Origin of the sequence: Pedobacter sp., from assembly GCF_037719805.1 — a bacterium.
Taxonomy (GTDB): Bacteria; Bacteroidota; Bacteroidia; order Sphingobacteriales; family Sphingobacteriaceae; genus Pedobacter.
On the sequence record NZ_JBBJLZ010000006.1, the window covers coordinates 235,208 to 261,228 of the forward strand.

Below are 26,021 nucleotides of genomic sequence, written 5' to 3' on the forward strand. Positions count from 1 at the left end.
AGAATATGTTACATGATCCGAATAGAGTCTATGTGTTTGACACCACCTTACGTGATGGCGAGCAGGTACCAGGTTGTCAATTGGCAACACCCGAAAAAGTTGAGATTGCCAAAGCACTGGAGGCACTCGGGGTAGATGTAATCGAAGCAGGGTTCCCAATCTCGAGTCCTGGTGATTTTCAAAGTGTAGTTGAACTTTCAAAAGCAGTTTCAGAACCGATCATATGCGCTTTAACCCGTGCCAACAAAGGGGATATTGATTCGGCAGTTGCCGCATTAAAGTATGCAAAACGCCCCCGGATCCATACTGGAATCGGTTCTTCAGATATGCACATCAAATATAAATTCAACAGTACCAGAGAAGAGATTCTTTCAAGGGCTGTTGAAGCTGTAAAATATGCAAAGCAGTTTGTAGAGGACATCGAGTTTTATGCAGAAGATGCTGGTCGTGCCGACAATGTTTTTCTAGCGCAGATGGTTGAGGCTGTTATCGCTGCAGGCGCTACGGTAGTCAACATTCCGGATACCAACGGCTATTGCCTTCCTCATCAATATGGAGCAAAAATCTTATATCTAAAGGAGAATGTAAAGAATATTGATCAAGCAATTATATCTGTGCACTGTCACAACGACTTAGGCTTGGCGACAGCAAACAGCCTTGCCGGTCTTATCAACGGTGCGCGACAGGTGGAGTGTACGATCAATGGAATTGGCGAACGTGCTGGAAATACCGCTTTGGAAGAGGTAACCATGATCTTAAAAACTCATCACGACCTTAACTTGCACACGAATATTAACAGCAAACATTTCAGACAGATCAGTGATATGGTAAGCAGCATGATGAGAATGCCGGTGCAACCAAATAAAGCGATTGTCGGCCTGAACGCATTTGCACATAGTTCAGGTATTCATCAGGATGGTTTCTTAAAACATAGAGAGAACTACGAAATCATTAAACCAGAAGACGTTGGTGTGGGTTCGGCAGACATTGTGCTTACTGCACGTAGCGGCAGACATGCGCTAAAACATCACCTCGAGAGATTGGGATATCACATGGACAAAGCAAACCTTGATGAAGTTTATCATCGCTTTCTGTCGCTCGCCGATGAAAAGGGCCGTTTAGATGATGACGACGTCAACTTCTTAATGAGCAGCGTAGAAAAAGACCAGGTCTAACCACACATCATGAACACGAAACAACAAGTAGCACTGGATTTCCTGGGGGCGGCTGAAAGGCTGAAAGGTACGGTTAAACGTACTCCGCTGGAATATAACCAAGGGCTCTCAGAAAGATACAATGCAAACATTTACCTGAAAAGAGAGGACCTGCAACTGGTGCGCTCTTACAAGTTAAGAGGGGCTTATAACATGATCAGCACCCTTACACCAGAGCTGGTTGCTAAGGGGGTTGTTTGTGCAAGTGCAGGGAATCATGCTCAGGGCGTGGCACATTCCTGCAAAAAGCTGGATATTCAAGGCGTGATTTTTATGCCAGAGATTACACCTAAGCAAAAGGTGAAGCAAACAGAGATGTTTGGCGGAACACACATCAAAATCGTATTGGTAGGTGATACCTTTGATGATTGTTTAAAAGAGGCTTTGGCATATACTGCTACACACGGAATGACCTTCATTCCTCCTTTCGACAATGCAAAAATCATTGAAGGACAAGGGACTGTAGGCGTAGAGATCTTCGAAGATTTGCCTGACCTGGATGTTGTGGTGATGCCTATTGGTGGTGGCGGACTAGCTTCTGGGGTAGGAAGCTACCTTAAAAACATTAAACCAGATGTGCAGTTGATCGGTGTTGAGCCTGAAGGTGCACCTTCTATGAAGCTGGCTATGGCCAATGGTGCGCCTGTATTCTTAGAGGAAATAGACCGTTTTGTAGACGGTGCGGCAGTAAAAAGAGTCGGCAATTTGACCTATGAGTACTGCACCGCTTTACTTGATCAGATGTTATTGATTCCTGAAGGAAAAATCTGTACTACGATCCTAAAACTTTATAACGAGGATGCAATTGTTGTAGAGCCTGCAGGTGCGTTGGCAGTTGCTTCGTTAGACCAGTTGAAAGATATTGAAGGTAAAAATGTAGTTTGTATTGTTAGCGGTGGTAATAACGACATTGAACGGATGCAGGAAATCAAAGAGAAATCATTGCTTTTTGAAGGATTGAAGCATTATTTCATCGTTCGTTTTCCACAAAGACCAGGGGCATTAAAGCTATTTGTAAATAACGTATTAGGTCCGCAGGATGACATAACCCGCTTCGAATTCATTAAAAAAACCAACCGGGAAAGTGGTCCGGCATTAGTGGGAATTGAGTTGGCTAACCGGCGTGATTATGAGGCTTTAGTGCAGAGAATGAAGGAATTTAGGTTTGAAATTATTGAACTCAATAATGATCAGACCTTGTTTGAATATTTGGTGTAGTGGTAAGTCATTTATGGCAGTAGTTTTGCATTACATTTAACACACACAAATCAAATCACACACAAAATGAAAAAGCTCCTTACATTACTCCTCTTCACGACCACGCTGGGCCTGGTGTCGTGCGAAAAATCAAACATCATCGAGGAAACTCCTAACAGAACGATCATTCTCAACATCCAACCTAATCAGTGGGTAACTACTAACAACGGACAAACTATTACCGTTGATTTAGACATCCCAGAGATTGATAAAGTAAATGTAAGAATTGAAGGTATTTTGGTTTATTTGGATCATCCCGTTAATGTAAACAGTTATATTCAATTGCCATATGTATACAGCGGATCAGCCTATAGCTATGAGCAATTTGAAGGCGGTATTGCAATTGACATTCAAAGGTCTGAGTTTTCTACTGTGAATCCTCAAAGGCCAACTGTTCCAATTCGTGTTAAAGTCGTGCTAATTCCATCAAGAGATGTAAGCTAATCATTACTGGCGTTTAATTAGGCGCATTAATCATATTCCAAAAAACGACCAATGCTCGCTTGAACATGGTCGTTTTTTTTATGCGCTCCATTTTTCAACTGGATCGCTCTTATCTTAACTCCATTTCTTTCCAGTAACAACTCCTCGTAAAACCCTTTATAGTAAATATCTAAAACTTCAAATCGTCTGCTATTCCAGCCGTTCTTCAGCTCTACCCACTCAGGATAAAACAATACCGTTTCCTTTACAGCGGAAATGCCAAGTTTCAAAGCATCAACGCCATTAACGACCACTGCATTCCCTAATATCTGAGCCGTGTAAACATGCGCGGGATCGTTATAAATTGCAGAAGGAGCACCTTTTTGCAAAAGCTTACCCTCCTTTAATATCAACAACTCATCTGAAAGAAACAGCCCGTCTGCAGGATCATGAGAAACCAGAATCACAGTCACCCCAGTCTCAGCAGCTATTCTCTTGATATCCGCCCTAAGTTGGTTCTTTAATAATGCGTCTACCTGACTGAAAGGTTCATCGAGAAGCAACACTGAGGTATCGCTTACCAGCGCCTTTGCGATCGCTACCCTTTGCTGCTCGCCTCCACTAAGCTCAGTTATCTTTTTCTCCCGTAAATGATCGATATGGAGGCGCTCCATCATCTCAATGGTCTTCTCTTGCTTCAACTGTACGTTGGTGTTCGAGAGCATCGAAGCAATATTATCATAGACCTTGGCATAAATATTTAAAGAGAAGTCCTGCGTAACCATCTTCATCTCCTTATGACCGGGAATCAATTGTTCGTCAGGTCCAAGAATTCTTTTGCCGTTTAAAAGCACCTCACCTGAATCAGGCGTCAAAAGACCATAGATACATTTCAATAGTGTCGATTTACCACTTCCACTCTCTCCTATGATGGCAACAATACTTCCTCTTTTGATATCGAAACTAATGTTCTGAACGCCGGATGCCTGAGCTGATTGGTGTTGCTTGGTCAGGTTTCTAACGCTGATGATTTGATCTTCCACAACGTAAAGATAAAGCATTTCAACTAAAAAGTCCCGCAGGTATAAGCTGCAGGACTTCGGTTTTATTTGTGTGTGTGTTGTGTTTTCTATATTCTAATTCAATCCAAGGGTAATACCAAAGGCTAAGTTTTTGATACCTTTTTGAGGTGAGCTTGCAAACATGTCATTTGCATAGTATTTAGTAAAGATACCCAGACCTCCGTAACCAATTCTAACAGTTCCCCCGTAACGGAATGGCTCAAAGTTATAGTCGTCTTTGAACTTCTCCTTGCCTCTTTCATCGCTTACCTGTTTTACTTTGCCGTTCAGAAGGAAGCTAACTTCAGGTCCGATTACAAAATAGAAGCGTTTACCATTGTCGTTCTCTTTAGTACGTAACTCAAAGTTTAATGGGATATGCACGTAGCTGCTGGATAACCTATTTTTAGTAAATTGAATATCTTCAGTGACATAAGCAAGAATCGGACTGTTCTTTTGAATCGTAATGTCTTTCTTCAAGCGTATCAAAGTCCAGTCAAAACCACCCGCCACATAGATCTTGAAGTTTGTATTAAATCTGTACCCAATCTGTAGTACATCAAAGGAAACGGTGCTGGTTTTACTTGCTTTATAATCCAGGAAATCATTAGTTGGTGAAAGTGTGAAACTTCCATTGTCAATCAACTTAGAAAAACCAAGGTCAAACCTTGTAAAAGTGATCCCACCTACAAATCTTCCTTTATTAGCATTGGCGAGCTTAGTGCTGTCTTTTTGAGATCTTTCTTCATCGCTAACGCCAAGGGTCAAACTGAATTTAGAACCCCTTTTCGTAGTAGTGGTCGTAGTCGTGGTTGTTTTTACTGTAGTTACAGTATCTTGTTGTGAGAACGCCTTTGGAGCTGAAGCAATAGCAAGTCCGCTTGCCATAATTGCTGAAAGTATTAGATGTTTCATTGTGGTTTGGTTTATTCTTTATTTATCTCTCTTATTAAATTTCAGAAAGCCAATGTTAATCGCTACTACAGAAGAGTTATCATCTTCGTCGGTATTGAATTGTATCAGTTTCTTTTCCCTTTTATCAACCTTGTTGACTACAATATTTATCAGATCGCCAACATTTCTTATTCCCTTATGCTCAGGCTGGTCTACTTCATTATAAGTCGTTATTTCTTGCGGAGTCTCTACTCTCGCCATCATCACCTCCGCAACCGGCATTTCTGCTTCTACCTGGGCAGCGACAGCTGGAGTATTTTGAACTTCCTTATTAACAGGATGCTTACTTGAAGCAATTGGTTGCATCGCCGCGAAATCTTTTTTAACTTCGTTCTCGTTCAAACGAGGAGCAATCACTAAGGGAGTACTTTTCACTTCTTCTTCCACAACCGCTTCTTGTATCGCTTTTGGAGAAGCGATAGTTTCGCTATTAATATTTGTTGCTACCTCATCTGCAGATCCCCGTAGCTGAATTGGCTCGCTTTTAGGCATCAACACGCCTACCATAATCGCAACGATCACAACTGCTGCCGCCATCCAGTAAACTGGCAACACCAACCTTTTTCTTGGTGATAGCTCTTTCTCTATATTACCCCACAAATCTGCAGATGGCGAAACTTCCGCCTCCTCAAATCGATCCTTAAATAACTGATCAAAATCCTTATCCTCCATATGTACCATATTTAATGCTCTCCATCTTTATAACTTGTTCTTTCAAAATTCCCCTTGCCCTCGACAATTGTGATTTACTAGCGCCCTCAGAAATTCCCAATGTTTCTGCGATCTCCTTGTGAGAATAACCCTCGATCGCATACATGTTAAACACAACCCGGTATCCATCTGCAAGGTTTTGGATCAACTTTAAAAGATCCTGCATACCCAGTCGACTGAAATCGAAGCCCGTTGAAGGCTGCTCATAGGCATCTTCAATAGGCACTACATTCATCGACCTCAGATTTTTACGATAGCTTTCAATTGCTGTATTGACCATTATCCTTCTAATCCATCCTTCAAAGGCACCGTCCCCACGGTACTCCTTAACTTTCTGAAAGACCTTTATGTAACCTAACTGAAGTACATCCTCAGCCTCCATATGGTCTTTCGCGTAGCGCATGCAAACCGCAAGCATCTTGGATGAAGTTTGCATATATAATGCCTCCTGCATCTTTCGGTTGCCTGCTTTGCATCCCTCCAGTAAATCGTCTATGTTATGTTTAATCAACTTCATTGTGTGTTTGGTATAGTGTAGATGAAGTAACTACAGGAAAGGTTGCACAGAAAAGAGAATATTTTATTGCTCGTGCTTTTTACGGTAATGCTTGTAGATTTTTACTGCTGTCATGATGGTAGCAGAGAAGATGATCAGACCTATAAGACCATAGATCCAGTTTACGGCATTCTTGAGTACTACGGTAAATACAATAGCGACTAAAAGGACAGTAGCCACTTCATTCCATAACCTCAAGTGGAAGGAACTGATGCCGCATTTACCCTCTTTAAGCTGACCCATTATTCGCTGACAAATAAAGTGGTAGATCAGCAGCAGAATTACAAAGCCTATTTTGACTCTAAACCAGTTGGTATCCAACAGGTCTGGACGAATAAATACCATCGTCACACCGGCAAGTACAGTCAATGCCATTGCCGGTGTAGTGATGATGTTCCAAAGCTTTGCTTCTATTTTCTCGTACTCCTTTTGAAGGATGACACGCTCTACTTCGGGGCGGTCTTGAGCCTCCGTATGGTAGATAAATAACCGAACACTATAAAACAATCCTGCCATCCAGCTTACCACAAAGATGATATGGACAGAAAGGACGTAATAATAGTATTGGCCCATATTAGTATCTAAACTCTTTTACGACCTCAATCGCATATTTAACATTCTCAAAAGGGATATCGGGCATAATACCATGACCAAGGTTAAAGATAAAGCCTTCTGTTCCACGCATGCGCTCAAATAAGCGATGAATCTCTTTCTTGATCACATGCTGATCTGCATATAAAATATGTGGATCCAGGTTACCCTGTACCGCTATTCCAGCCGGCAACGCATTCTTAATGTTCAAAAGATCTGCGTTCCAGTCTACTGAAATAACATCAGGTTTAGCTTCAGCCATCATAGGTGCAAAAACTGAACTTCCTTTACAGAAAGAGATCACAGGAACACCTGTTCTATTTAAGTTTGCAATAATCTCCTGATTGTATCTATGTGAAAACTCCTGGTAGTCGTTCCATGACAATGCTAATGCCCAGCTGTCAAATAACTGTACTGCATTCACACCAGCAGCAATCTGAAGGTTTAAATAATCAGCAGTCACCTTTGCTATTTTAGCCAATAGCTTATGCGCAATCTCCGGATGGTTATGAATCAATAATTTTGTTAGTTTGAAATCTTTGGATGACCCACCTTCAACCAGATAGCTCATTACTGTAAAAGGCGCACCCGCAAAGCCGATCAATGGAATACTTCCATTTAAACGTTGTTGAATAACCTTAATCGCATCTGCAACGTATTGCAAACGGTCCAACACATCAACTTCCAATGTATCCACATCAGCAAGCGTACGTACCGGATTAGCGAATTTGGGACCAACACCCTGAGTAAAGCTTAAATCGCCACCCATTGCTTCCCCTGTCACCAGGATATCGCAAAATAAGATCGCAGCATCAATGCCTAAAAGATCAACAGGAAGCATTGTTACATCCGCAGCAATCTCAGGTGTCTTACACATCTCCAGGAAGGAATACTTGTTCTTAATTTCCCAGTACTGTGGCATAAAACGCCCGGCTTGTCTCATCATCCATACCGGTGGACGCTCTGTTGGTTTTGAAAAGGCTGCATCTAAAAATAACGTGTTCATCTGTCTTTAATTCTTATAAGCCGTTGGCTTCTATTTCTATTTTAGTAATTATCTCTTTTGCCTTCGGCGTCATCGCCAGCTCTTTAGCTCGCTTTATATACGCCGTACTCCGTTCTTTATCCTTTTTCCTTAGAGCGAGATTCGCAAGGTGAATAAGAACAAATGCTTTGTCGTTTGTACCACCCAGTGGAAACCGGCTGGCAATCTGAAAGTGATGCTCCGCCTGATCGAACTGACCAGCCTTCAATGCGATATTGCCCTTCAAAAACTCGTAATAACCTCGTCGCTTTTTCGCTAGCCGGTCCGGATTAGGCACTTCTGCCAGCATCCGTTCAGTACGTTCGTAATCTCCTTGCTGGTAGTACTTAGATGCAAGAACAATCGAACTGTGTTTAAAATGGCTCCAAAGCACAAACGCAGCCATTAAACCTCCGATGGCTGCAAGCTGTGTCTGTTCAAAATAAAGGCATACAATGGCTGCAATAATAAATATCGCCATTAAAGCATACCTGCCTTTGGCATTATACATTAATGAATATCTGTGAATTTATAACCCACGCCTCTGATCGAGTGAAAGTATACCGGATTCTTTTGATCTGGCTCAAAGTACTTACGGAAGGTTAGAATAAAGTTATCTATGGTTCTGGTAGACGGATAAACGTCGTAATTCCAAACCGTCTCTAGGATCTGCTCTCTTGAAACTGCTTCGTTCTTACGTTCAATTAACAGCTTTAACAGCATCGTTTCTTTCTTAGTCAATGGAACGATCACCCCGTCATCTTGTTTCAATTCAAATGAGTTGAAATAAATCGTCTTGTCACCAATTTTATAAGAGTTTAGTTCTTTTAAATCGTCAGCTTTCATGCTGCGTTTTACAAGTATTCCAACTCTCAAAATCAATTCTTCCAGGTTGAAAGGCTTAACCAAATAATCATCAGCACCTTTCTTTAAACCCATTACACGATCTTCACTTGTGTTTTTAGCCGTTAGAAATAAGATAGGAACTTCTGTGTTCTCCAAACGAATAGTTTCACAAACCTGGAAACCATCCATTTCTGGAAGCATGACATCTAAAATAATCAAATTGAAACGCTCTTCCTTGAAAACTTTCAAGGCTGTTTTACCGTCTTTAACAGCATGAACTTTGTAACCCTCTAGTTCAAGGTTTAACTTTATGGCATCCAATAAGTGATCCTCGTCTTCAACCAGTAGTATTCTTAATTTCTGTGGCATAATTAGCTAAATGTAATTTCAAAAATAGCACCCTGAGGTACATTGTCTCTAACACTGATATCAGCATCATGTTTTTGTAATACTTCTTTAACAATAAACAGGCCTAAACCAGTTCCCTTAGATTTCCTGACATTTTCGTCACCCACCCGGTAAAACTTATCGAAGATAAGCATCTTTTCTTCGTCAGGAATCCCTGGACCTTTGTCGGATACTGTTAAAAAAGGATGGCCATCTTTGTTCTTCAATTCCACACTAACTTCTGCACAGGGGCCAGAATATTTTACTGCATTTTCAACCAGATTAGTAACTACTGATGCCAGTGTAAATGGATCACCGGTAATCTTTATTCCAGGTTGTATAGTTGGATTTATGACTTGCTCACACCCACAAGAATGAATCTGAAGTCTGTCCGTAATTTTAACTACCATTTCCGAGAAGTCAAATTCCTCCTTCGGAAAAGAGTAAGACCTGTTCTCAATCTTTGTAGCCAACAACATATTCTCAACCAAATCATCCAGTCGGTCAATATCTTTTAAGGAGTTGCTTAATAAAGACGTTTGTCTGGCTTTATCTAAATCGCGTTTAACGATCGTTTGCAAAGACAGTTTGATCGCCGCCAGAGGCGATTTTAGCTCATGAGTCACAGACAATAAAAAGTTCTGTTGCTGCTCCCGCAGCTTATCTTCTTTTTTAATAGATCTGTGCAAAAAATAAGCGCCTATACCTAATAGAAACAAGAAAACAGAGCCCTCTCCCATTACCATCGCCATTCTTGAGGGCTGTAACTTCACAACCAGCGTTCCCCAGGAGATTAGTTGTACCACAGAATACAATAGCAGAAAGTAAAAAATAATGATTGATTTCTTCAAGGGATAAGCTTTTACAATTTAAATATACCTATTATTTACTTAGTCCTGAAAACCACATCCAGACTCTCGAAAATTGCTCTTTTAGCCTTTTCCAATTCTATCTTGGTGTGTGCCGCAGAAACAAAGCCAACTTCGTAGCCAGACGGACCTAAATAGATCCCTCTATTTAGCAGTTCTCTGTGCATGATCTTAAACTTCTCCATGCTCGCCGGATCAATATCTTCCGCACACTGAATTTTTTCTTTATTGGTAAATGCTATCCAGAAAATAGATCCAACATGAAATACCTTTAATTTATAGCTTCTCGCTGTTGCAAAACGCTGAATGCTCTCTGCAAATTCCGTCGCTTTAGCATTCAGGTCTTTGTAAAACCCAGACTTTAAAAGCTCTGTAAGTTGCGCAATTCCAGCAGCCATCGCAACTGGGTTTCCCGACAAAGTACCTGCCTGATAAACGCTACCATCAGGAGAGATATGGCCCATGATTTCTGCAGATGCACCATACATCCCAACCGGCAATCCACCACCTATTATTTTGCCGTAAGTTACTATGTCAGGCTTAATGCCATAATGTCCTGCTGCCCCTTCAAAACCTAACCTGAATCCTGTGATCACCTCATCAAAAATCAATAGCGCCTGGTTGTCTTTACAGATTTTCTCCAAAAACTTAATAAAGTCCACATCTTGCATAAGCAAACCATTGTTAGCAGGAATGCCTTCAATAATCACGGCGGCAACCTGCTCTTTAAATTGCGCAAATGCTTGCTCAATTGCCGAGGTATCATTTAAGGGGATAACAATCGTTTCATCTGCGAAAGATTTTGGAACACCTGCAGAAGAGGTTTCTCCAAAAGTGACCAACCCAGATCCTGCTTTAACCAGCAAAGAATCACTATGACCATGGTAGCATCCTTCAAATTTAATGATCTTATCTCTGCCTGTGAAGCCACGTGCCAGTCTAATGGCAGACATCACTGCCTCGGTTCCAGAGCTCGTAAAACGAATCTTCTCTACAAATTTATTGTTGCTGATGATCAACTCAGCTAGTTCATTCTCCAAGGCTGTAGGTGCGCCGAAGCTCATCCCATTTTGCATAACTTCAATTACCTTTTCGCGAACCTTCGCGTTATTGTGACCAAGTATCAAAGGTCCCCAGCTGCCGCAAAAATCGATAAACTGATTCCCATCTGCATCCCATACATAACAACCATCACCTTTTTGGATAAACAATGGGGTACCATAGACCGACTTAAAAGCCCTCACTGGTGAGTTAACCCCACCTGGAAAGTATTTCTTTGCTTTTACATATAACTCGGCAGACTTCTCTCGTGAAATATCAGGCTTGCTTCCAGTATTTACAGGAACATCTCCCTCATTGCCCGAAAACATTTTCTTTAAAGACTCTAACATAATTACATCCAATTGTTTTCTACGATATCCCTGATATGGTAAGTCGTGATGATACTAGCTCCAGCCCTTGCAAACGCATGCATAGTCTCCATTACCACTTTTTGTTCGTCAATCCAGCCTTTCTCTGCCGCCGCTTTTATCATGGAGTACTCTCCTGATACATTATAACATGCGATAGGCAGATCAGTTTCCTGTTTTAATTTATGTATCACATCCAGATAAGCCAATGCCGGCTTAACCATCAGCACATCTGCACCCTCGGCTTCATCAAGTAATGCCTCCCTAAGTGCTTCATTTGGATTCCTGAAATCCATCTGATAAGCCTTACGATCACCCTTGCTCGGTGCACAATCTGCCGCCTCTCTAAAAGGACCATAATAAGCTGAAGCAAATTTCGTAGCATGAGACATGATTGCTGTATTTACAAACCCAGCACCATCTAATACACTTCTCATTGACCCAACCCTGCCATCCATCATATCTGAGGGAGCAAGCATATCGGCACCTGCCTGTGCATGGGTAAGTCCCATCCTGGCAATTACTTCTACCGTTGCATCGTTTTGCACGTAATCATTTTCCAGTATACCACAGTGACCATGGGTCGTGTATGAACACACACAGACATCTGTCACTACATAAAGATCATCGCCGAAGTTCTTTTTCAATAAACGTACTGCAGAAGGTACAAGGGAATGATCGTGATAAGCCGAAGCTGCATTCTCACTCTTTTCATCTCCTACGCCGAAAAGCATGATCTTATTTACACCCAACTGCAATCCCTTTTCTACATCTTTTAATAAGGTATCTTCAGAATAATGATTGATTCCAGGCATTGCATCGATAGCATGCACTACATTGTTTCCTGGAACTACAAAATAGGGGTAAATGAACATGTCCTTAGAAAGCCTGGTTTCTGCAACCATTTCTCTTACTAAAGGGTTCTTTCTTAATCTTCGCGGTCTCTGCAACATATCTCTCTCTATTTAATATCAATACCGAATACGGCTTCGGAAAGGCCTATCTCATCCGGTGAGTAAGGCAAAGTGTAGGTCACACCCATCTCATCAAACTTCTTACCTGTTGAATTGCCGATAGCAATTACCTGCTGACCGGGGTCCAAAAGGTTATTTGCAAAATAGGCATCAACATTACTCGGGCTGGTGAAAATAAGAACATCAGCCGAAGTCCGGTCTATATCCTCCTCTACAACAGTCTCATAGATCGGTAAATCCACGATTTTAGTGTCTGCTTTCAAAGATTTCTGAATGCTTAGCAATGAATCCAAAGCCCTTGGAAAAAGAACCGTCCGACCTCCTACTAAAGCAGCAAAATCATCAGCAACTTCTTTAATATCTCCACTTTCCCCAACGTAATCCGCCAGTTCACCATACTTTCTCAAAGCATCTTCGCTACCTCTTCCAACTACGCCAAACTTCATCTTTTTGGACAAAGTAGGTTTCAGCTTAAAGAAGTACTCCACCGCATTTCTGCTGCTGAAGAAGATCCAGTCTATATTTTTCAGGTAGAACGGATCAAGAACATTCACAATCGGAAATGTTCTGATCAATGATCTTCCTTCTATCTCAATATTATTCTTTTCTAATGCTTTTCTAAAATAGCTATGCTCCCCGATTTCTCTGGATATGAACACTTTTGATGGACGCTTCTTATCCTTTGCAAATTTGGCAACGATACGTTCAGCAAGTCCATCCAGCGTAGGAACCCTGAAGAACAAGCGGTCAGGAAAATCCTCAGCAGTATCTGCTTTGGAAGTCCAGACTTCATATTGACCGTTTTCCTTCTTACAATAGCATCCTAAAGGCATATGACAGCCACCTTCAAAAAGGTTCAATACTTTGCGTTCTACTGCAATTTGTTCTACTGTCTCAGTATGATTTATCTGCTGTAAAAGCTCAAACAACTCATGGTCGCTGTCTCTTATCTGTATTGCGAGGGCACCCTGAGCGGGTGCAGGCACCAATACCGTAGTATCAATCACCTCAACATGAAATTCAGAAAGATCAATATTTAGCCTGTTTACGCCAGCCTTAGCTATCATAATGGCATCATAATTCTCATCCCGAAGCTTACCAATCCGGGTAGGTACATTACCGCGAAGATCCTCAATACTAAGGTCAGGCCTTAATGCCAAAAGTTGTGCAGCACGACGGTTAGATGATGTTCCTACCATTGCACCATGTTTTAGCGACAGTTTTTTTGTCACATCTACACAGTCCTTAAGGATTAGTAAAAGTTCAGAAGCATCTTCTCTTTCGGTAACCGCAGCAATGGTTAAGCCGGCAGGATGTACGGTAGGCAGGTCTTTATGAGAATGAACAGCGATATCAATCGTTGCACCTAACAACTCCTCTTCCAGCTCTTTAGTAAAGAATCCCTTACCCTCCAACTTGTCTAACCGGAGATTTAAGATCTTGTCGCCCTGAGTCTTAATGATTTTTAGATCGGCTTCGACGCCAATGCCTGCAAGTTTATCCTTAATAAAGTTGGCTTGCCATAAAGCCAGGTCGCTGCCTCTTGTACCAATAGTAAGTCTTTTCACGCTGATGCTAGTTTTTCCGCAAATTTAGCTATTCTTTACCAATATCTCTTTGGCCATTACCATTGGAACGCTGATGCATTTCTTTTCCATGTAATTCATTACACGTTCAAGGATCAGTCTCGAACTCTCGTCCATTCCATTAATTTCATCGGCAAAGATGGCATTGATAGCAGTATGCTTAATTTCCTTAATCTTTTGAGGAACGCCACTCATGGCAATCTCGATCTTACGCTGGCGTAAAACCAACTCAAAGTCTTTGATATTCTCCTCAATGATGTGCTCCGCATTCACCAGCTCGTCGTAACGTTCCTGGATGTTTTTACGGGCAATTTCTTTTAGAGATTCTACCTCTATGTAGTGAACTGGGAAGTTCTTGAGGATCTCAGGAGCAGTATCATTTGGAATTGCCAAATCAACAATCACCTTTTTCTCTGTATCTCCGTTCAGTAATTTTTTATAAATCTCTTCTGTAATAATCGGTTCAGTAGAGCCGGTACAAGTGATGATCACATCAAACCCTCCGGTAAAATTCGCTAGCTCTGTTAAGGGATATGCGATACCGTTAAGCTCTCTTGCCAAATGTTCTGCATTTTCCGGAGACCGGTTGAATATAGAAAAGTTCGAGTATTTATGCTTTTTAAGGTATTGCGCGATGTTCCGGTTAGTCTCTCCTGCACCTATGATCAGCAATCTGGAATTTGCACACATCTTCAGATCGCGAAGCTTCCGATAAGCCAATGAAACAATAGACACCGGGTTTTTTGAAATATTGGTATGTGTATAAACCTCCTTAGCGGTTTTAACCACCCTGTTCATGATCATTCTCATGTAATCCCCAGTGAAACCGGCAACCCGACAAGCTTCATAAGCTTTACGTAGTTGGGCTAAAATCTCTTTCTCTCCGACAACTAAACTTTCTAATGAGCAAGATGTACGGAGTAAGTGATTAAAGGCTTCAACCTGCTCATAAACAGAAACATTGGAAATAAACTGGTCCATATACTCCTCAGGTAAACCCATATTGAGCACCGTCAGGAAACGACGAATAAATTCTTTGTTGATTTCACTAGTGCAGGTAAAAACAAACTCGACACGATTGCAGGTTCCTACATAGAATATTTCCTTTACACCCAGTTCGGACTGAATATTTCTTAATCTGTCGTCAAGTGTTTCATCACATATTACCAATTTACCTAAAGCCTTTAGGTCAATCTGTTTGTGGGTGAAAGCAATGATCTTTAAATATTCCAATTGTTACCGCCTATTTATTTTTAGCGTAACAAAAGTAACAACACAACGTTGTTTCACTGTCATTAGGCTGTAATTAAGAGCTATTTAGAAAGACTTTAAATAGAGACACTATAGCGTTATTTGGCTTAATACGCCACTAAACAAGGCTCAGCGGAATTTGTTATATTGCTGATCCAACTGAATGATACATGATACGTAAAGAAGAATTTGAATTAACTGGTGCAGACGGAAAGTTAATATATGGCGACTACACCTATAATGACAGCGGATCTGAACTACCCACAATTATATTTATCCACGGCTTTAAAGGATTTAAAGACTGGGGAGCACACAACGTAATGGCAGGTTTTTTTGCGGGCAATAGCTTCCGATATCTCAAATTCAACCTTTCCCATAGCGGGGTAACTAAAGAAAACCCAAACGATGTTTCTGATCTCGATAGCTTTGCAAATAACACAGTTAGCAAAGAATTGTACGACATCCAGCAAGTAGTAGATTTCACTATTGAAAAATTCCCTGGCTCTCCTTTAACGTTAATTGGCCACAGCAGAGGCGGTGGGTTGGCTATTTTACAAACCGCAAAAGATGAACGCATCAGCAACCTGATCACCTGGTCTTCTATTTCGGATTTCGCCAGTCTATGGAAGAAAGAGCAAGAGGAAGCTTGGCTAACCGAGGGAACAATCTTCGTAGTAAATGCGAGAACCAAAGAGAAAATGCCACTAAATAAATCCTTATTAGAAGATTTTTCTGAGCATAGAGAGCAATACAACATCTTAAATGCGGCTAAAAAGATTGACGTGCCCTGGCTGATTCTTCATGGCGATAATGATGTCAACGTAGACTTCAGCGTTGCGCAAACGCTTGCTCAAAATCAATTGAAAGCACAAATTCAGAAGATTGAAGGCGCGAACCATGTCTATGGAGCTTCACACCCCTATACCGCACAAACACTGCCCGATCATTTGCAGCAGGTGGCGGACAAGACACTGGCTTTTCTAAAAGCAAGCAAATAGTTACCGTTCCTGTTTTAGTTTATTCCGGTGAAGTGTTCCCCATGCTGCAAGTGCATGTAAAACGTCAGTCAAAGAGTCGGAGTATGGCGTAAGTTCATACTCCACTACAACTGGCATTTTGGTACTGTGCACAGTGCGTTTTAGAAAACCATTAAGCTCCAATTCCTTTAGCTCGGCAGATAAGACCCTTGCGGAGATACCATTAACAACACGCTGTATTTCATTAAATCGCAAGCTACCCTCTTTTAACGCAGCGATGACACGAAGCTTCCATTTTCCACCTATCACGTACAATGCATCGCCAACTGGTGTCAGCACCGCATTGCATTCACTCGATGTCTGAAGATTATCCTTTTCCATAACTTACTAATAATCAAGTTACTAACGCAAAGGTTAGCACTAACCTTTTGTATACTACTAACCTTTCATAACCAAATGTAGATAAGTTTGAAGCAAAAATCATAACAATGAAAAAGATTCTTCACATTATCTCAAGCCCGAGGGGAGCAGCATCCATGAGCATTAAATTAGGAAATGCAATTGTCGAAAAGCTTCAGGCGGCATATCCAGACAGTACCGTAGCAGTCACCGACCTATTGAAAAAGAACTTCCCACACCTGGAAGAAGCGCACATCGCTTCATTTTTCACACCAGAAGAAAGTAGAACGCCCGAGAACGTGGAAGCAATTAAGCATTCTGATGAGTCAATCCAGGAAATCCTTGATGCCGATGTGATCGTGATTGGGGCACCACTGTATAACTTTTCCATTCACTCCGTCTTAAAAGCCTGGGTAGATCACATCACCCGTGCCGGGATAACCTTTAAGTATGATGAAAATGGTCCGCAGGGCCTGATCAAAAACAAAAAAGTTTACCTGGCAATATCCTCCGGTGGCGTTTACTCCGAAGGGCCGATGAAAGCAATGGACTTTGTGGAGCCCTATATGCGGACAATCCTTGGCTTTTTAGGGATGACAGACATTACAGTCTTTAGAGTGGAAGGATTATCTATCCCCGGAATTCAAGAGAATGCTTTGGAAAATGCAATCAACAGCACAACGATATAAACAAAAGCGGCATTGCTCATCTCCAGGAGCAATGCCGCTTTCAAAAGTTGCAGCAGCTATTTCTTAACTTTATACATCTGGTTGATATTTACAGCAGGCATCTGCACAGTTGTAGAGTCCGAGAATTTACCAGAGCATTGGTTTATGATCATGTTCAGTAACTTCACATCAGATTTACCAAGCGTATTAATACGTAGATTATTAATTGTCTTCGCCTGATCTCCCCCGTTTAGCTCCATACTAGAATTTCCCGCCGAATTAATTGTCAAGTCGTCGAACGATCCACGATCGCTTTTGAAGCTCGTATTATTCAAGTTGAAAAGTGCAGAAATCGACTGTGTTTCATTGCAAGTGATTTCGCGAACGTTCCTGGTATCAACATTCAGATGTTTAACTTTCGTATCTGCATTAAATTGAGCCAGCTCTGCGTCAACGAGGTTTAGGTTCAGAGAATCCATTTCAGCTACTAAACTTATTCCTCTACTACCTGCTACATTTATGTTCTTAACCTCAGGAGCCGATATCGCAATTCTTCCGAAATTCTCCTGATGTCCGGGATCACCTTTAACGTTAATCTGCAAGTCGCCATTGGCGGCAAATTGAACAGTTACCAAACCCTTAAGATTCTCCGAAACCTCCAGCCCTACCTTAGTGCCTTTGATAACAGTAACAGCCAGGTGGATTTTACTTTCACCCTGAATGTTAATGGTCTTAGCGGAACCAGTTCCAGAAAATGCAATGGCTAACTTAGGTTTCGGACCGTAAGTATCCATATCACCCATTTTGGATGCATAATCTCCTTTCTCATAATATACCCTGGAAACATAGGCAATGCAGAGGATAGGGATAAGTATCAATGCTGCTGCAAATGCGATTAATAATTTATTACTTGTTTTCATTTCTTAAGATTTAAAAGTGTCACTAACAAACGATTTATACCGGTTCTCCAGCTCGTCGAAGCTTATATTTAACAGATAGATGTTCCTAAAGAGCCCCGGCAGATCATCCTCCATGAACTGCAGTCGTCTATATGCTTTGACCTGGCTTTCAGCATCTTCCGCCACAAAAAAGCCAATGCCCCGTTTATTATTTATGATATTCTTATTTTGTAAAAGTTCGTAGGTACGCATCACTGTGTTCGGGTTAACTTCCAATGCTACTGCAAGTTCCCGAACAGACGGGACTTTTTCTTCTTTCTTCCATTTACCCAGTAGGATGTGTTCACAGACGTATTCCGCTATCTGAAGGTATATTGCCTTATTGTCTCTAAATTCCATTTCGATACCAATTAATAGTTTAAACCTCTTTCTCTTTGAGACGCACGTAAGTAATGACCCAGAATATTATCGTAAGCAGCATAAAAACAGATAAAAGTAAATATTCGATGAGCCCTGCCTCTCTGCCTATGATAAATCCATTCGGGTCAGTTGGAATTCGGTCACGCGTTAGAAACTCACTGCTTTTCCCAAATATATATCCTGCTACTCCTGAAAAAAGCATCAGGGAGATGGCAGTCTTGATATAGTTAAATTTGTTAAAGTACACGGAGCCCAACAAGAAAATACTGCTAGTCAGTATAGGAGCAAAATAAAAAGGCGCATATTTAAAGCCTTCCCATGAGCGAAAAAGATACGCGAACTCAACAACCTTATAATCAACTCTAGGAACATTGTCTATTGTTACCGCCGACTTCAATTCACCAAGGGATCTCAACTTTGTTACGAATGCAAGGTCTGTTAAAAAGAATATCACAATAAAACTTAGGGTGACAATTATAACTGAAAACAAGATCGCTGCAACCATCTTTTCAAACGTCGATGAGGGGACTAGCAAGTCAATTATCGTTCTAGATTTCTGACCTAAATGCGCAAAGTAGTTACTAGCAACAACAGTAATAAACAGTAAACCAAAAATTACAAACAAGGGTTCTCTAAAAGAAAGTCTTGACCCTGTATCGTGACCGTAGGCGAATATTGGCCACAAGCAAAACAGGTAAAAACATACGATCACTCCAAATGCCACACCAAGTGTTATTAAATAGATCTTTCCAAATTCCAACCACTGCCTTCTTAACAGCAGTCCGAATCGATTTATATCAAACGTATTATTCATATTCCTTAATTAAATACAGTTTTTAGTTTAGTTTTCTCAGCAAGCATTGCATTGAATAGAAGTTCTATATCAAGCTTGCTGTCCTCATCATGGTAATTAGGTATCACCGCATTAAAGCCCGACAATGATGGCTCGGCATAGATTACGGTGTCGTTCATCTCATTGATCCGCTTGAAACAAAGCTTGTGCGTGATCTCTTCAACCGAAGCTTTAAGCGCAACACTGCTTTCATCAAGCATAATGACTGTATCGATCAAGTTGTCAAGATCCCTTACCTGGTGGGTAGAAATTATAATACAACGGTCGTCTGTTAATGCCGCAGCCATAATCTTGCGAAACTGAGCCTTTGAAGGGATATCTAAACCATTTGTTGGCTCGTCCATAATAATAAGCTTCGCCTGAGTAGCTAAACCAAAAGCAATGATCAGCTTCTTTTTCTGGCCATAAGACATGTTGATAAGCTTCTGCCCTACTGGGATATCGAATTCTGTAAGAAGTTCATTAAAGTAGTTGTGGTCAAAGTCTGGATAGAAAGGAGAATTAGCCTTTACATAGGCATCAATTTTCACAGCCGGAAGATAAAATTCTTCAGGGATGAAACAGATCTGTCTCAATAACGAAGGTTGGCGCTTAGCAGGATCATGCCCCATGACGCTAATCTTTCCACTGTCTGCATAGACGAGGCCCGCTAAATTTTTTAATAAACTGGACTTACCCGCACCATTCTTTCCGAGTAATCCATAAATGTGGCCAGCTTGCAACTGCATGCTCAAGTTTTTGAACAGGAGTTTCTGCTTACTGTAGCCAAAGTTCAAGTCGTTAATTTCAATCATAGTTTACTGTATTAGTTAAATAATACACTAATGTATAATTGATTGTTGAAACCACCAAATTATTTTAACACCATTCTAAAATATATTTGCTCCGGACGATGATTTATCTATACTTTCCACACAATTGGGCATAACAGTTCCATGAGTAGAAAAGGATAATTCGTTAAGATAATACTCATTATAAGATCCTACTTAATTAGTGTTAAGCAGAAGCTTAAAATATGTGTTGGTTTTATGGGTTTTTAGGTGGCCTAGTGGAGAAGTAGAGAATCAGTAGTTATTAATACATTATAGCTAATAGACCAAGTAAGAGTTATTATCAATTAAAAATATTTTAATATATTTAATTGATAATAACCAAATATAATGTCGATGGAAAGTTGTTCATGTTTGAAGAACTTGCCCAAAGCTTCAACTATCTAGTATAACATGAAAAAAATCTTAGTTTTCACTCTCACGGCGCTCTTAATAGCGGCCGCCATATTCTTCTTATCGAATAAAAAATCCATAATCGAATCAAATAATGCAAATAAATTCAAGGCATCTCAAAAACCTAAACAAAACCATACAAACGGTTTTGTTAGATTTACTATTGATGATCCGAATATACTCAACGGCAATTTTCAGACTATTAGGTTGTACTCACTCGATTCACTGGCTTGGGGAAAAAATTATGATATTACATCACAGAGCTTTAAGAAATCTGTTAATGAGCCGGTGATCTTAATTCAACCTAATGATACACAAACACCATTCTTGGTGTATCCAGGTGATTCAATAAGAATCCGGTATGCCAAAACTGATACCATGCAGATGTACATTCCCGGTAATGCGATTCGCAATAATGAGTTAAACTTTTTTAGGCAACTGGTGCAGCGAACCGGAAACCTGTACTATTTTTTTGCTCCAATGGCCTATCAAAGAAGAGTGCAGGGTTTAAACCAGATTCACAGTCTTGAGTATACCATTGATAGTATTAAACAAAATAGAATCAGGTTTTTAGACAGCTATCAAAAGAACTATCCGTTAAACGATGACTTCGTCAAAATAGCTGTGAATTGTATTAAGAGTACAGCTATTGATGACTCTCTATTGCTTTACCACAACAACAAGGATTTGCTCAAAGGGTTGAATTTATATGTACCCTTTGCAAAAGCAAAAATCACAAGCCTTGAGAAAATTGGGTTCCAACCCTATCCCATGTTTATTCAGGCATCAAAACATGCGCTAGCTATGATAACGGGTACCAACCCTCACGATGGTATGCAGATGAATGCTAAAATATTCCCAGGTAGATTTGATTATGTTACAACTACACTAACTGGCAACCACAGGAACTTCTTCCTATCGCAAACCATAAACATAGCCAGTAAAAACAACATCAACATATCGAATGCTTACCTAGAAAAATTCCATAAGTACTGTACCAATAAAAATTATGTAAAGCTGGTTGATGCAGTTCTGGCCGACAAAATGTTGAAGGCCAAATTCAAACAAGGTGAAGATAATTTGCTTTCTGTTAATGGAAGAACTGTTCAGGATATAGGAATCGTGCTTCAAAAATATCAGGGTAATTTAGTATTGATAGATTTATGGGCAAGCTGGTGTGCGCCATGCATACAGGAAATCCCATTTACTGAGCAACTGAAAGAAAAGTATAAAAGCGAAAACATCGTTTTCGTGACCATATCAACAGATAGCGAAATATCCGATTGGAAAAAAGCCGCCAATGCAGAAAAGCTCAATGGCGCTAATGATTTCTTGTTATTGAATTCTAGCAGTTCTACATTTATGAAACAATATCGGGTTCAATCCATCCCGAGATATATGTTGTTGGACAAGAGTGGAAAAATGCTGAACGATGATGCACCGAGACCCAGTAACGTAAAGTTGACGACTTTAATTGATCAATATCTATAAACCTCGTGGTCTCACCGCCCATTTTACCACTAATCCACAATTTATTGAGAATATGTTCTTCTCTATCTCACTTGTTATGCTCCAAATGAGGCCAGCATGTGCAATTAGAGCACCCCGGCATTATTAAGTCACCAAAATTTAACAACCTTTATTTTCTTACTTATCTATTGGCCTATTATCGAAGTCTTCCGAAGAACTACCGGTACCATCTTCATGCGTATCTTCAGTCTCTTTCTTAGTCGAGCCAACATAACCGTCATCTTTTAACGAATCTTTACCTTGAGTTCCTGTATTATCTAATCCGTCCCGGGGACCTTGAGGTTGAAAGGGATCTTTCTTGTTAGTTTCCATATGCTTATCGTTTAAAAGATTAACAAATGATAGGCTGAGTAGTTTGAGGAAAACTCTATGTGGCACTAAGCCATACTATATAGTACTAAGCTATACTCACTTCAATCCAGTTGCCGTCTTCTTTGATCAGATCAATTAAATCATCAAGGGCACGTGCAGAATTCACGTTCTTTTTAACGACCTCCTTACCGCGGTATAACGTAATTTTATCAGGGCCTGTTCCTACATATCCATAGTCGGCATCAGCCATCTCCCCGGGTCCGTTTACAATACAGCCCATGATCCCGATCTTAAGTCCTTTCAAATGATCCGTTCTTGCACGTATCAATTGGGTGGTTTCCTGAAGATCGAAAAGGGTACGACCGCAACTCGGACAAGAGATATATTCCGTTTTTGAGATCCTGGTGCGTGTAGCTTGTAAGATTCCGAAGCTTGTAGAATTGACCAACGCTAATCCTACAGCGGGATCTGCTTTAATCCATATCCCATCACCAAAACCATCAGTAAATAATGCACCGATATCGGTTGCTGAGTACAGCATTAAGTCATCTGCACCAGCGCCCTCGTAAGTTTTTTTGATGATTACAGGAATAGTAACCCCGCTTTTAAGCAACGCAACAAAGAAGGCTCGTTGTGCAGCCATACCATGGATCGCATCAGTTTCCAAAACGATGACAACAGACGCATCCAACATAGAAAAGTCAATATCTGCCAGCTCAGAGGTATTGATCCTCACCAGATTTAAATGCTCGTCTTTAAGGCCTGCAACCAGGTATTGAGCAAAAGAAAACATAGGGTGACAGTTGTTCTTATCTGTCAGCCCTGCCCAGGCACCTGCATTATAGATCTGTTTTAAGTTACCTGGAAAAGAGAATGAAGGTAAATAGTCTCCGAGATAAACCAGATCACACGCCTGATCCGCTAGGTGATATTTATCAAGCCCGGCACTATACTTATATCCAACAGAACCCAGAAAGTAAGGGTCTTTTAAGTTTTCGGTAGAAACATCGAGCATGACTATAGGAGGGTGATGTCCTCCTATATGACTTACAGGAACCGTCTGCCTTCTTGCATAGGTATATGGATCATAAGGCAAATCGAGCACTTTTATGGATTCCACGTTAGTGGCTGCCGAAACGGCTAAAGCCATCGCACGTTGTTCATACCTCAACGCCATGGCTTTCGCTACCGGAGCTTCAAACTCAGGATCTTCAGTTAACGAAACACGAATCGTGTCGCCCAGACCGTCTTCCAACAAGGTACCAATACCCACTGCAGATTTTATCCGCCCGTCTTCACCATCCCCCGCTTCAGTCACACCTAAATGTAAAGGATAGTTCATCCCTTCTTTCACCATCGTCTCCACCAGCAAGCGGTAAGCCTGAACCATCACCTGCGTATTGCTCGCTTTCATAGAAATAACCAGGTTATAGTAGTTCAAATCCTCGCACATGCGGATGAACTCCATGGCTGACTCTACCATTCCCCTTGGGGTATCACCGTAATGACTCATGATCCGGTCCGACAATGAACCGTGGTTCGTACCAATCCGCATAGCGGTACCATACTCTTTACAGATCTTTACCAGCGGTGTAAATTTTTTATAGATGCGGTCCAGTTCTGCCTGATAAGCAGCCTGCGTATATTCAATGTTCTCAAAACGTTTTTTATCAGCGTAGTTTCCTGGATTGACACGCACCTTTTCAACGATCCTTGCAGCAGACTCCGCCGCATTTGGTGTGAAGTGAATATCGGCAACCAATGGAACATTATATCCACGATACCGAAGTTCTTTTTTGATATTCGCTAAGTTCTCTGCTTCTTTTACACTAGGTGCAGTGATGCGGACGTACTCACAGCCAGATTCAACCATTCTAATGGTCTGCTCTACCGTTCTAATAGTATCCATAGTATCTGTCGTAGTCATCGACTGTATCCTAATAGGATTTAAACCTCCCATTGGGATATCACCAATTTGAACTTCTCTTGTTAAGAACCTTGAATAACTAGTTAGACTGTTGCTGTATCCTTCCATTACGTGCTGATGTGGCGCAAAGATATAGATTATATCAATCTATCCTTTATCACCAGGGTGTTTGCAATTAGATCGTGAAAGCATTGTTGCTTTTTATTGAGAAAACTATACAGATAACCGAAGAATACAGGAGCCACAGACAAAGCCTTCGCAGCATTGCGTCCAAAGGAAACGTCTTGTTGAATCCGATTTCCCATCAGATCAGTCACTTTGATGTTCATTAGCTGCTTTCCCCAGGTAGCCTGCTTTTCTGAAGCTTCCGCAACGCTGCTATAAATGAACTTCGCTAATGGTATCAAAGGGATTCCCGCTAGAGCGAGTCCAATACGCTGAGCTTTTTCCTCCACAAAGACGAAGGAAACGAGCACAAGAAGGACATATCCGGTAGTTAGAAAAAAATAGTCTATGACAGAAGCAAGCAACCGTTGATCAAAAGAAGCGAAATATTGTGGCGCCGTCTGCTGGTAAGTAAAACCAAGAAGCTCACGCAGTTCAGCGAACTCATGAGCTTCTTTATAGTCATCCATCCCAGGCTTTCTGATGAAAGTAGAGGTACGGATCTTCAATTCTTTTAACGCTGCTAGTTTAAATGGCCCTTCCGGCTTTCCGTTTATTACAACAGTATAGTCAACATCATTATCTTGCATTCCTTCTTTTACTAGTATCTCTTCACTTCAAAGTTACTTAATCCACCGTTTAAACTGATGAATATCTTTTTAGTGGAAGTACTATAATTAGGCGTTTCGTAGGTACCATTCTTTAGTTTGGTAAAGCCTTCAAAGTCCTTAGATGACAAACCGCTTTTAGTAGTGATTCTGCAGCCCGAGTTCGTAGGTACGTTCAGCTTCACATCCGCAACGCCAGTTTTAATGCGTACGTCAGCAATTGGCAATAGGTCACCAAACTTAATATCCAATGCGGCAGCACCACCATCAAAGTTAAACTCACGAATCTGGTAAGGACTAAGGTCAAAGTTTATTTCGCCGGCACCCATGTTCAGGTGCATCTCCCAAAGTGGCTTAGTATTTAAATGGATATTAACATCATTGCCACCATCTCCCATGTTCCAATTCTTCTTATTGCTCATCTTGAAGGTTACAGTTCTTAAGCTATCCTGAAGATTGTTCATCAGTGAGAAGGACCCACCTCTGTTTTCAACTTTCGCCGTAAACAAACTGTCGGTCTCCCCACCTAGTGAGTAAGATGTTCCTCCGCCACTAATATTTAAAACCGTTTTCTTGCCAGGAGCATCGTCAAAAGGTAGATCGAAAGACTGCACTTTAATGCTTCCCTTTTCGTCATCGTCGCTAAGATCCATGCTGAAGTTTTTCTCTTTCGTTGATTGCGGTACCTGGGTTCCCCTGTAAAATAAAACGCAAAGCATTACCACCAATACACCGATGGAAATGTATCCACCAACTGGTGATTTACTTCTTGAGAACAGAATATTGACGCCGGCAATGATCAGAAAGATCGGCCAGAAGCGCCAAACGCTACCCCAGTAAAACTCAATAATATCAAAGTTTTCCAGTAAAAGTACGCTACCTATAAAAAGCAGTACTACACCCCACATTATTCTATCCAGTTTCATC

General features: G+C 41.0%; 28 protein-coding genes. 6 read left to right on the forward strand and 22 right to left on the reverse strand.

The window, feature by feature from the left end; genetic code table 11:
- Positions 1-5: 5 nt before the first annotated feature.
- From WKF66_RS20350 to WKF66_RS20360, 3 genes are all read left to right on the forward strand, one after another.
- The gene (locus WKF66_RS20350) at positions 6-1,175 is read left to right on the forward strand and encodes a 2-isopropylmalate synthase (RefSeq protein ID WP_489676345.1); all 1,170 of its coding nucleotides are present in this window, start codon (positions 6-8) and stop codon (positions 1,173-1,175) included.
- A gap of 9 nt (positions 1,176-1,184) precedes the next feature.
- Complete coding sequence (gene ilvA / locus WKF66_RS20355) at positions 1,185-2,432, forward strand: threonine ammonia-lyase IlvA (RefSeq protein WP_489676346.1); 1,248 nt, start codon at positions 1,185-1,187, stop codon at positions 2,430-2,432.
- A 66-nt stretch (positions 2,433-2,498) separates the two neighbouring features.
- On the forward strand, positions 2,499-2,915 hold the full coding sequence (locus WKF66_RS20360; protein WP_489676347.1) for a hypothetical protein: 417 nt from the start codon (positions 2,499-2,501) through the stop codon (positions 2,913-2,915).
- 26 nt (positions 2,916-2,941) lie between these two features.
- Here the strand turns inward: WKF66_RS20360 and WKF66_RS20365 are convergent, their stop codons facing one another.
- The 13 genes from WKF66_RS20365 to hemA form a co-directional block, all read right to left on the reverse strand.
- Positions 2,942-3,937: an ABC transporter ATP-binding protein gene (locus WKF66_RS20365; protein WP_489676348.1), complete on the reverse strand. Its 996-nt coding sequence runs from the start codon at positions 3,935-3,937 to the stop codon at positions 2,942-2,944.
- A 93-nt stretch (positions 3,938-4,030) separates the two neighbouring features.
- On the reverse strand, positions 4,031-4,870 hold the full coding sequence (locus WKF66_RS20370) for an outer membrane beta-barrel protein (protein ID WP_489676349.1): 840 nt from the start codon (positions 4,868-4,870) through the stop codon (positions 4,031-4,033).
- 18 nt (positions 4,871-4,888) lie between these two features.
- Positions 4,889-5,581 carry a hypothetical protein gene (locus tag WKF66_RS20375; protein WP_489676350.1) on the reverse strand — a complete coding sequence of 231 codons (693 nt, stop codon included), beginning with the start codon at positions 5,579-5,581 and terminating at the stop codon, positions 4,889-4,891.
- Positions 5,571-6,137 (reverse strand): RNA polymerase sigma factor, encoded by a 567-nt coding sequence (locus WKF66_RS20380; protein WP_489676351.1) that lies wholly within the window; start codon positions 6,135-6,137, stop codon positions 5,571-5,573. Before WKF66_RS20380 ends, WKF66_RS20375 begins: the two co-directional genes overlap by 11 nt.
- 63 nt (positions 6,138-6,200) lie before the next feature.
- On the reverse strand, positions 6,201-6,749 hold the full coding sequence (gene hemJ / locus WKF66_RS20385) for a protoporphyrinogen oxidase HemJ (RefSeq protein ID WP_489676352.1): 549 nt from the start codon (positions 6,747-6,749) through the stop codon (positions 6,201-6,203).
- Position 6,750: 1 nt separating this feature from the next.
- Entirely contained in the window at positions 6,751-7,773 is a 1,023-nt protein-coding gene (hemE, locus tag WKF66_RS20390) for a uroporphyrinogen decarboxylase (RefSeq protein ID WP_489676353.1), read from the reverse strand.
- A 13-nt stretch (positions 7,774-7,786) separates the two neighbouring features.
- Positions 7,787-8,302, reverse strand: a complete 516-nt coding sequence (locus WKF66_RS20395) for a hypothetical protein (protein ID WP_489676354.1) — start codon at positions 8,300-8,302, stop codon at positions 7,787-7,789.
- Positions 8,302-9,006: a response regulator transcription factor gene (locus tag WKF66_RS20400; protein ID WP_108203296.1), complete on the reverse strand. Its 705-nt coding sequence runs from the start codon at positions 9,004-9,006 to the stop codon at positions 8,302-8,304. The genes WKF66_RS20395 and WKF66_RS20400 overlap by 1 nt, the downstream gene beginning before the upstream one ends.
- A 2-nt stretch (positions 9,007-9,008) precedes the next feature.
- Positions 9,009-9,875: a sensor histidine kinase gene (locus tag WKF66_RS20405; protein ID WP_489676355.1), complete on the reverse strand. Its 867-nt coding sequence runs from the start codon at positions 9,873-9,875 to the stop codon at positions 9,009-9,011.
- Between the two features lie 35 nt (positions 9,876-9,910).
- A complete protein-coding gene (gene hemL, locus WKF66_RS20410) occupies positions 9,911-11,284 on the reverse strand; it encodes a glutamate-1-semialdehyde 2,1-aminomutase (protein WP_489676356.1) in 1,374 nt (457 codons plus the stop codon).
- Positions 11,285-11,286: 2 nt separating this feature from the next.
- A complete protein-coding gene (gene hemB / locus WKF66_RS20415) occupies positions 11,287-12,255 on the reverse strand; it encodes a porphobilinogen synthase (protein ID WP_489676357.1) in 969 nt (322 codons plus the stop codon).
- A gap of 8 nt (positions 12,256-12,263) precedes the next feature.
- Positions 12,264-13,844, reverse strand: a complete 1,581-nt coding sequence (gene hemC / locus WKF66_RS20420; RefSeq protein WP_489676358.1) for a hydroxymethylbilane synthase — start codon at positions 13,842-13,844, stop codon at positions 12,264-12,266.
- Positions 13,845-13,868: 24 nt separating this feature from the next.
- The gene (gene hemA / locus WKF66_RS20425; RefSeq protein ID WP_489676359.1) at positions 13,869-15,095 is read right to left on the reverse strand and encodes a glutamyl-tRNA reductase; all 1,227 of its coding nucleotides are present in this window, start codon (positions 15,093-15,095) and stop codon (positions 13,869-13,871) included.
- 188 nt (positions 15,096-15,283) lie between these two features.
- On the opposite strand from hemA, the gene WKF66_RS20430 reads away from it, so the two are divergent.
- The gene (locus WKF66_RS20430; protein WP_489676360.1) at positions 15,284-16,111 is read left to right on the forward strand and encodes an alpha/beta hydrolase family protein; all 828 of its coding nucleotides are present in this window, start codon (positions 15,284-15,286) and stop codon (positions 16,109-16,111) included.
- Here the strand turns inward: WKF66_RS20430 and WKF66_RS20435 are convergent, their stop codons facing one another.
- A complete protein-coding gene (locus WKF66_RS20435; RefSeq protein ID WP_489676361.1) occupies positions 16,112-16,471 on the reverse strand; it encodes a winged helix-turn-helix transcriptional regulator in 360 nt (119 codons plus the stop codon). It lies immediately after the preceding gene.
- Between the two features lie 107 nt (positions 16,472-16,578).
- On the opposite strand from WKF66_RS20435, the gene WKF66_RS20440 reads away from it, so the two are divergent.
- Positions 16,579-17,178, forward strand: a complete 600-nt coding sequence (locus WKF66_RS20440) for an FMN-dependent NADH-azoreductase (protein ID WP_489676362.1) — start codon at positions 16,579-16,581, stop codon at positions 17,176-17,178.
- 56 nt (positions 17,179-17,234) lie between these two features.
- Here the strand turns inward: WKF66_RS20440 and WKF66_RS20445 are convergent, their stop codons facing one another.
- From WKF66_RS20445 to WKF66_RS20460, 4 genes are read right to left on the reverse strand one after another with little or no spacing between them, the layout of a single operon-like run.
- A complete protein-coding gene (locus WKF66_RS20445) occupies positions 17,235-18,077 on the reverse strand; it encodes a GIN domain-containing protein (protein ID WP_489676363.1) in 843 nt (280 codons plus the stop codon).
- A gap of 3 nt (positions 18,078-18,080) precedes the next feature.
- Positions 18,081-18,455, reverse strand: coding sequence for a GntR family transcriptional regulator (locus WKF66_RS20450; RefSeq protein ID WP_489676364.1), 375 nt, complete (start codon positions 18,453-18,455; stop codon positions 18,081-18,083).
- 19 nt (positions 18,456-18,474) lie between these two features.
- The gene (locus WKF66_RS20455) at positions 18,475-19,290 is read right to left on the reverse strand and encodes a hypothetical protein (RefSeq protein WP_489676365.1); all 816 of its coding nucleotides are present in this window, start codon (positions 19,288-19,290) and stop codon (positions 18,475-18,477) included.
- A gap of 5 nt (positions 19,291-19,295) precedes the next feature.
- Complete coding sequence (locus WKF66_RS20460; protein ID WP_489676366.1) at positions 19,296-20,123, reverse strand: ABC transporter ATP-binding protein; 828 nt, start codon at positions 20,121-20,123, stop codon at positions 19,296-19,298.
- A 429-nt stretch (positions 20,124-20,552) separates the two neighbouring features.
- On the opposite strand from WKF66_RS20460, the gene WKF66_RS20465 reads away from it, so the two are divergent.
- Positions 20,553-22,043 (forward strand): TlpA family protein disulfide reductase, encoded by a 1,491-nt coding sequence (locus WKF66_RS20465; protein WP_489676367.1) that lies wholly within the window; start codon positions 20,553-20,555, stop codon positions 22,041-22,043.
- Positions 22,044-22,199: 156 nt separating this feature from the next.
- Here WKF66_RS20465 and WKF66_RS20470 read toward each other — a convergent pair whose 3' ends face one another.
- From WKF66_RS20470 to WKF66_RS20485, 4 genes are all read right to left on the reverse strand, one after another.
- Entirely contained in the window at positions 22,200-22,394 is a 195-nt protein-coding gene (locus WKF66_RS20470; RefSeq protein ID WP_489676368.1) for a hypothetical protein, read from the reverse strand.
- Positions 22,395-22,479: 85 nt separating this feature from the next.
- Positions 22,480-24,429, reverse strand: coding sequence for a (E)-4-hydroxy-3-methylbut-2-enyl-diphosphate synthase (gene ispG / locus WKF66_RS20475; protein WP_489676369.1), 1,950 nt, complete (start codon positions 24,427-24,429; stop codon positions 22,480-22,482).
- A 29-nt stretch (positions 24,430-24,458) separates the two neighbouring features.
- Positions 24,459-25,076, reverse strand: coding sequence for an RDD family protein (locus tag WKF66_RS20480; protein ID WP_489676370.1), 618 nt, complete (start codon positions 25,074-25,076; stop codon positions 24,459-24,461).
- An 11-nt stretch (positions 25,077-25,087) separates the two neighbouring features.
- A complete protein-coding gene (locus WKF66_RS20485) occupies positions 25,088-26,020 on the reverse strand; it encodes a toast rack family protein (protein ID WP_489676371.1) in 933 nt (310 codons plus the stop codon).
- Position 26,021 lies beyond the last annotated feature (1 nt).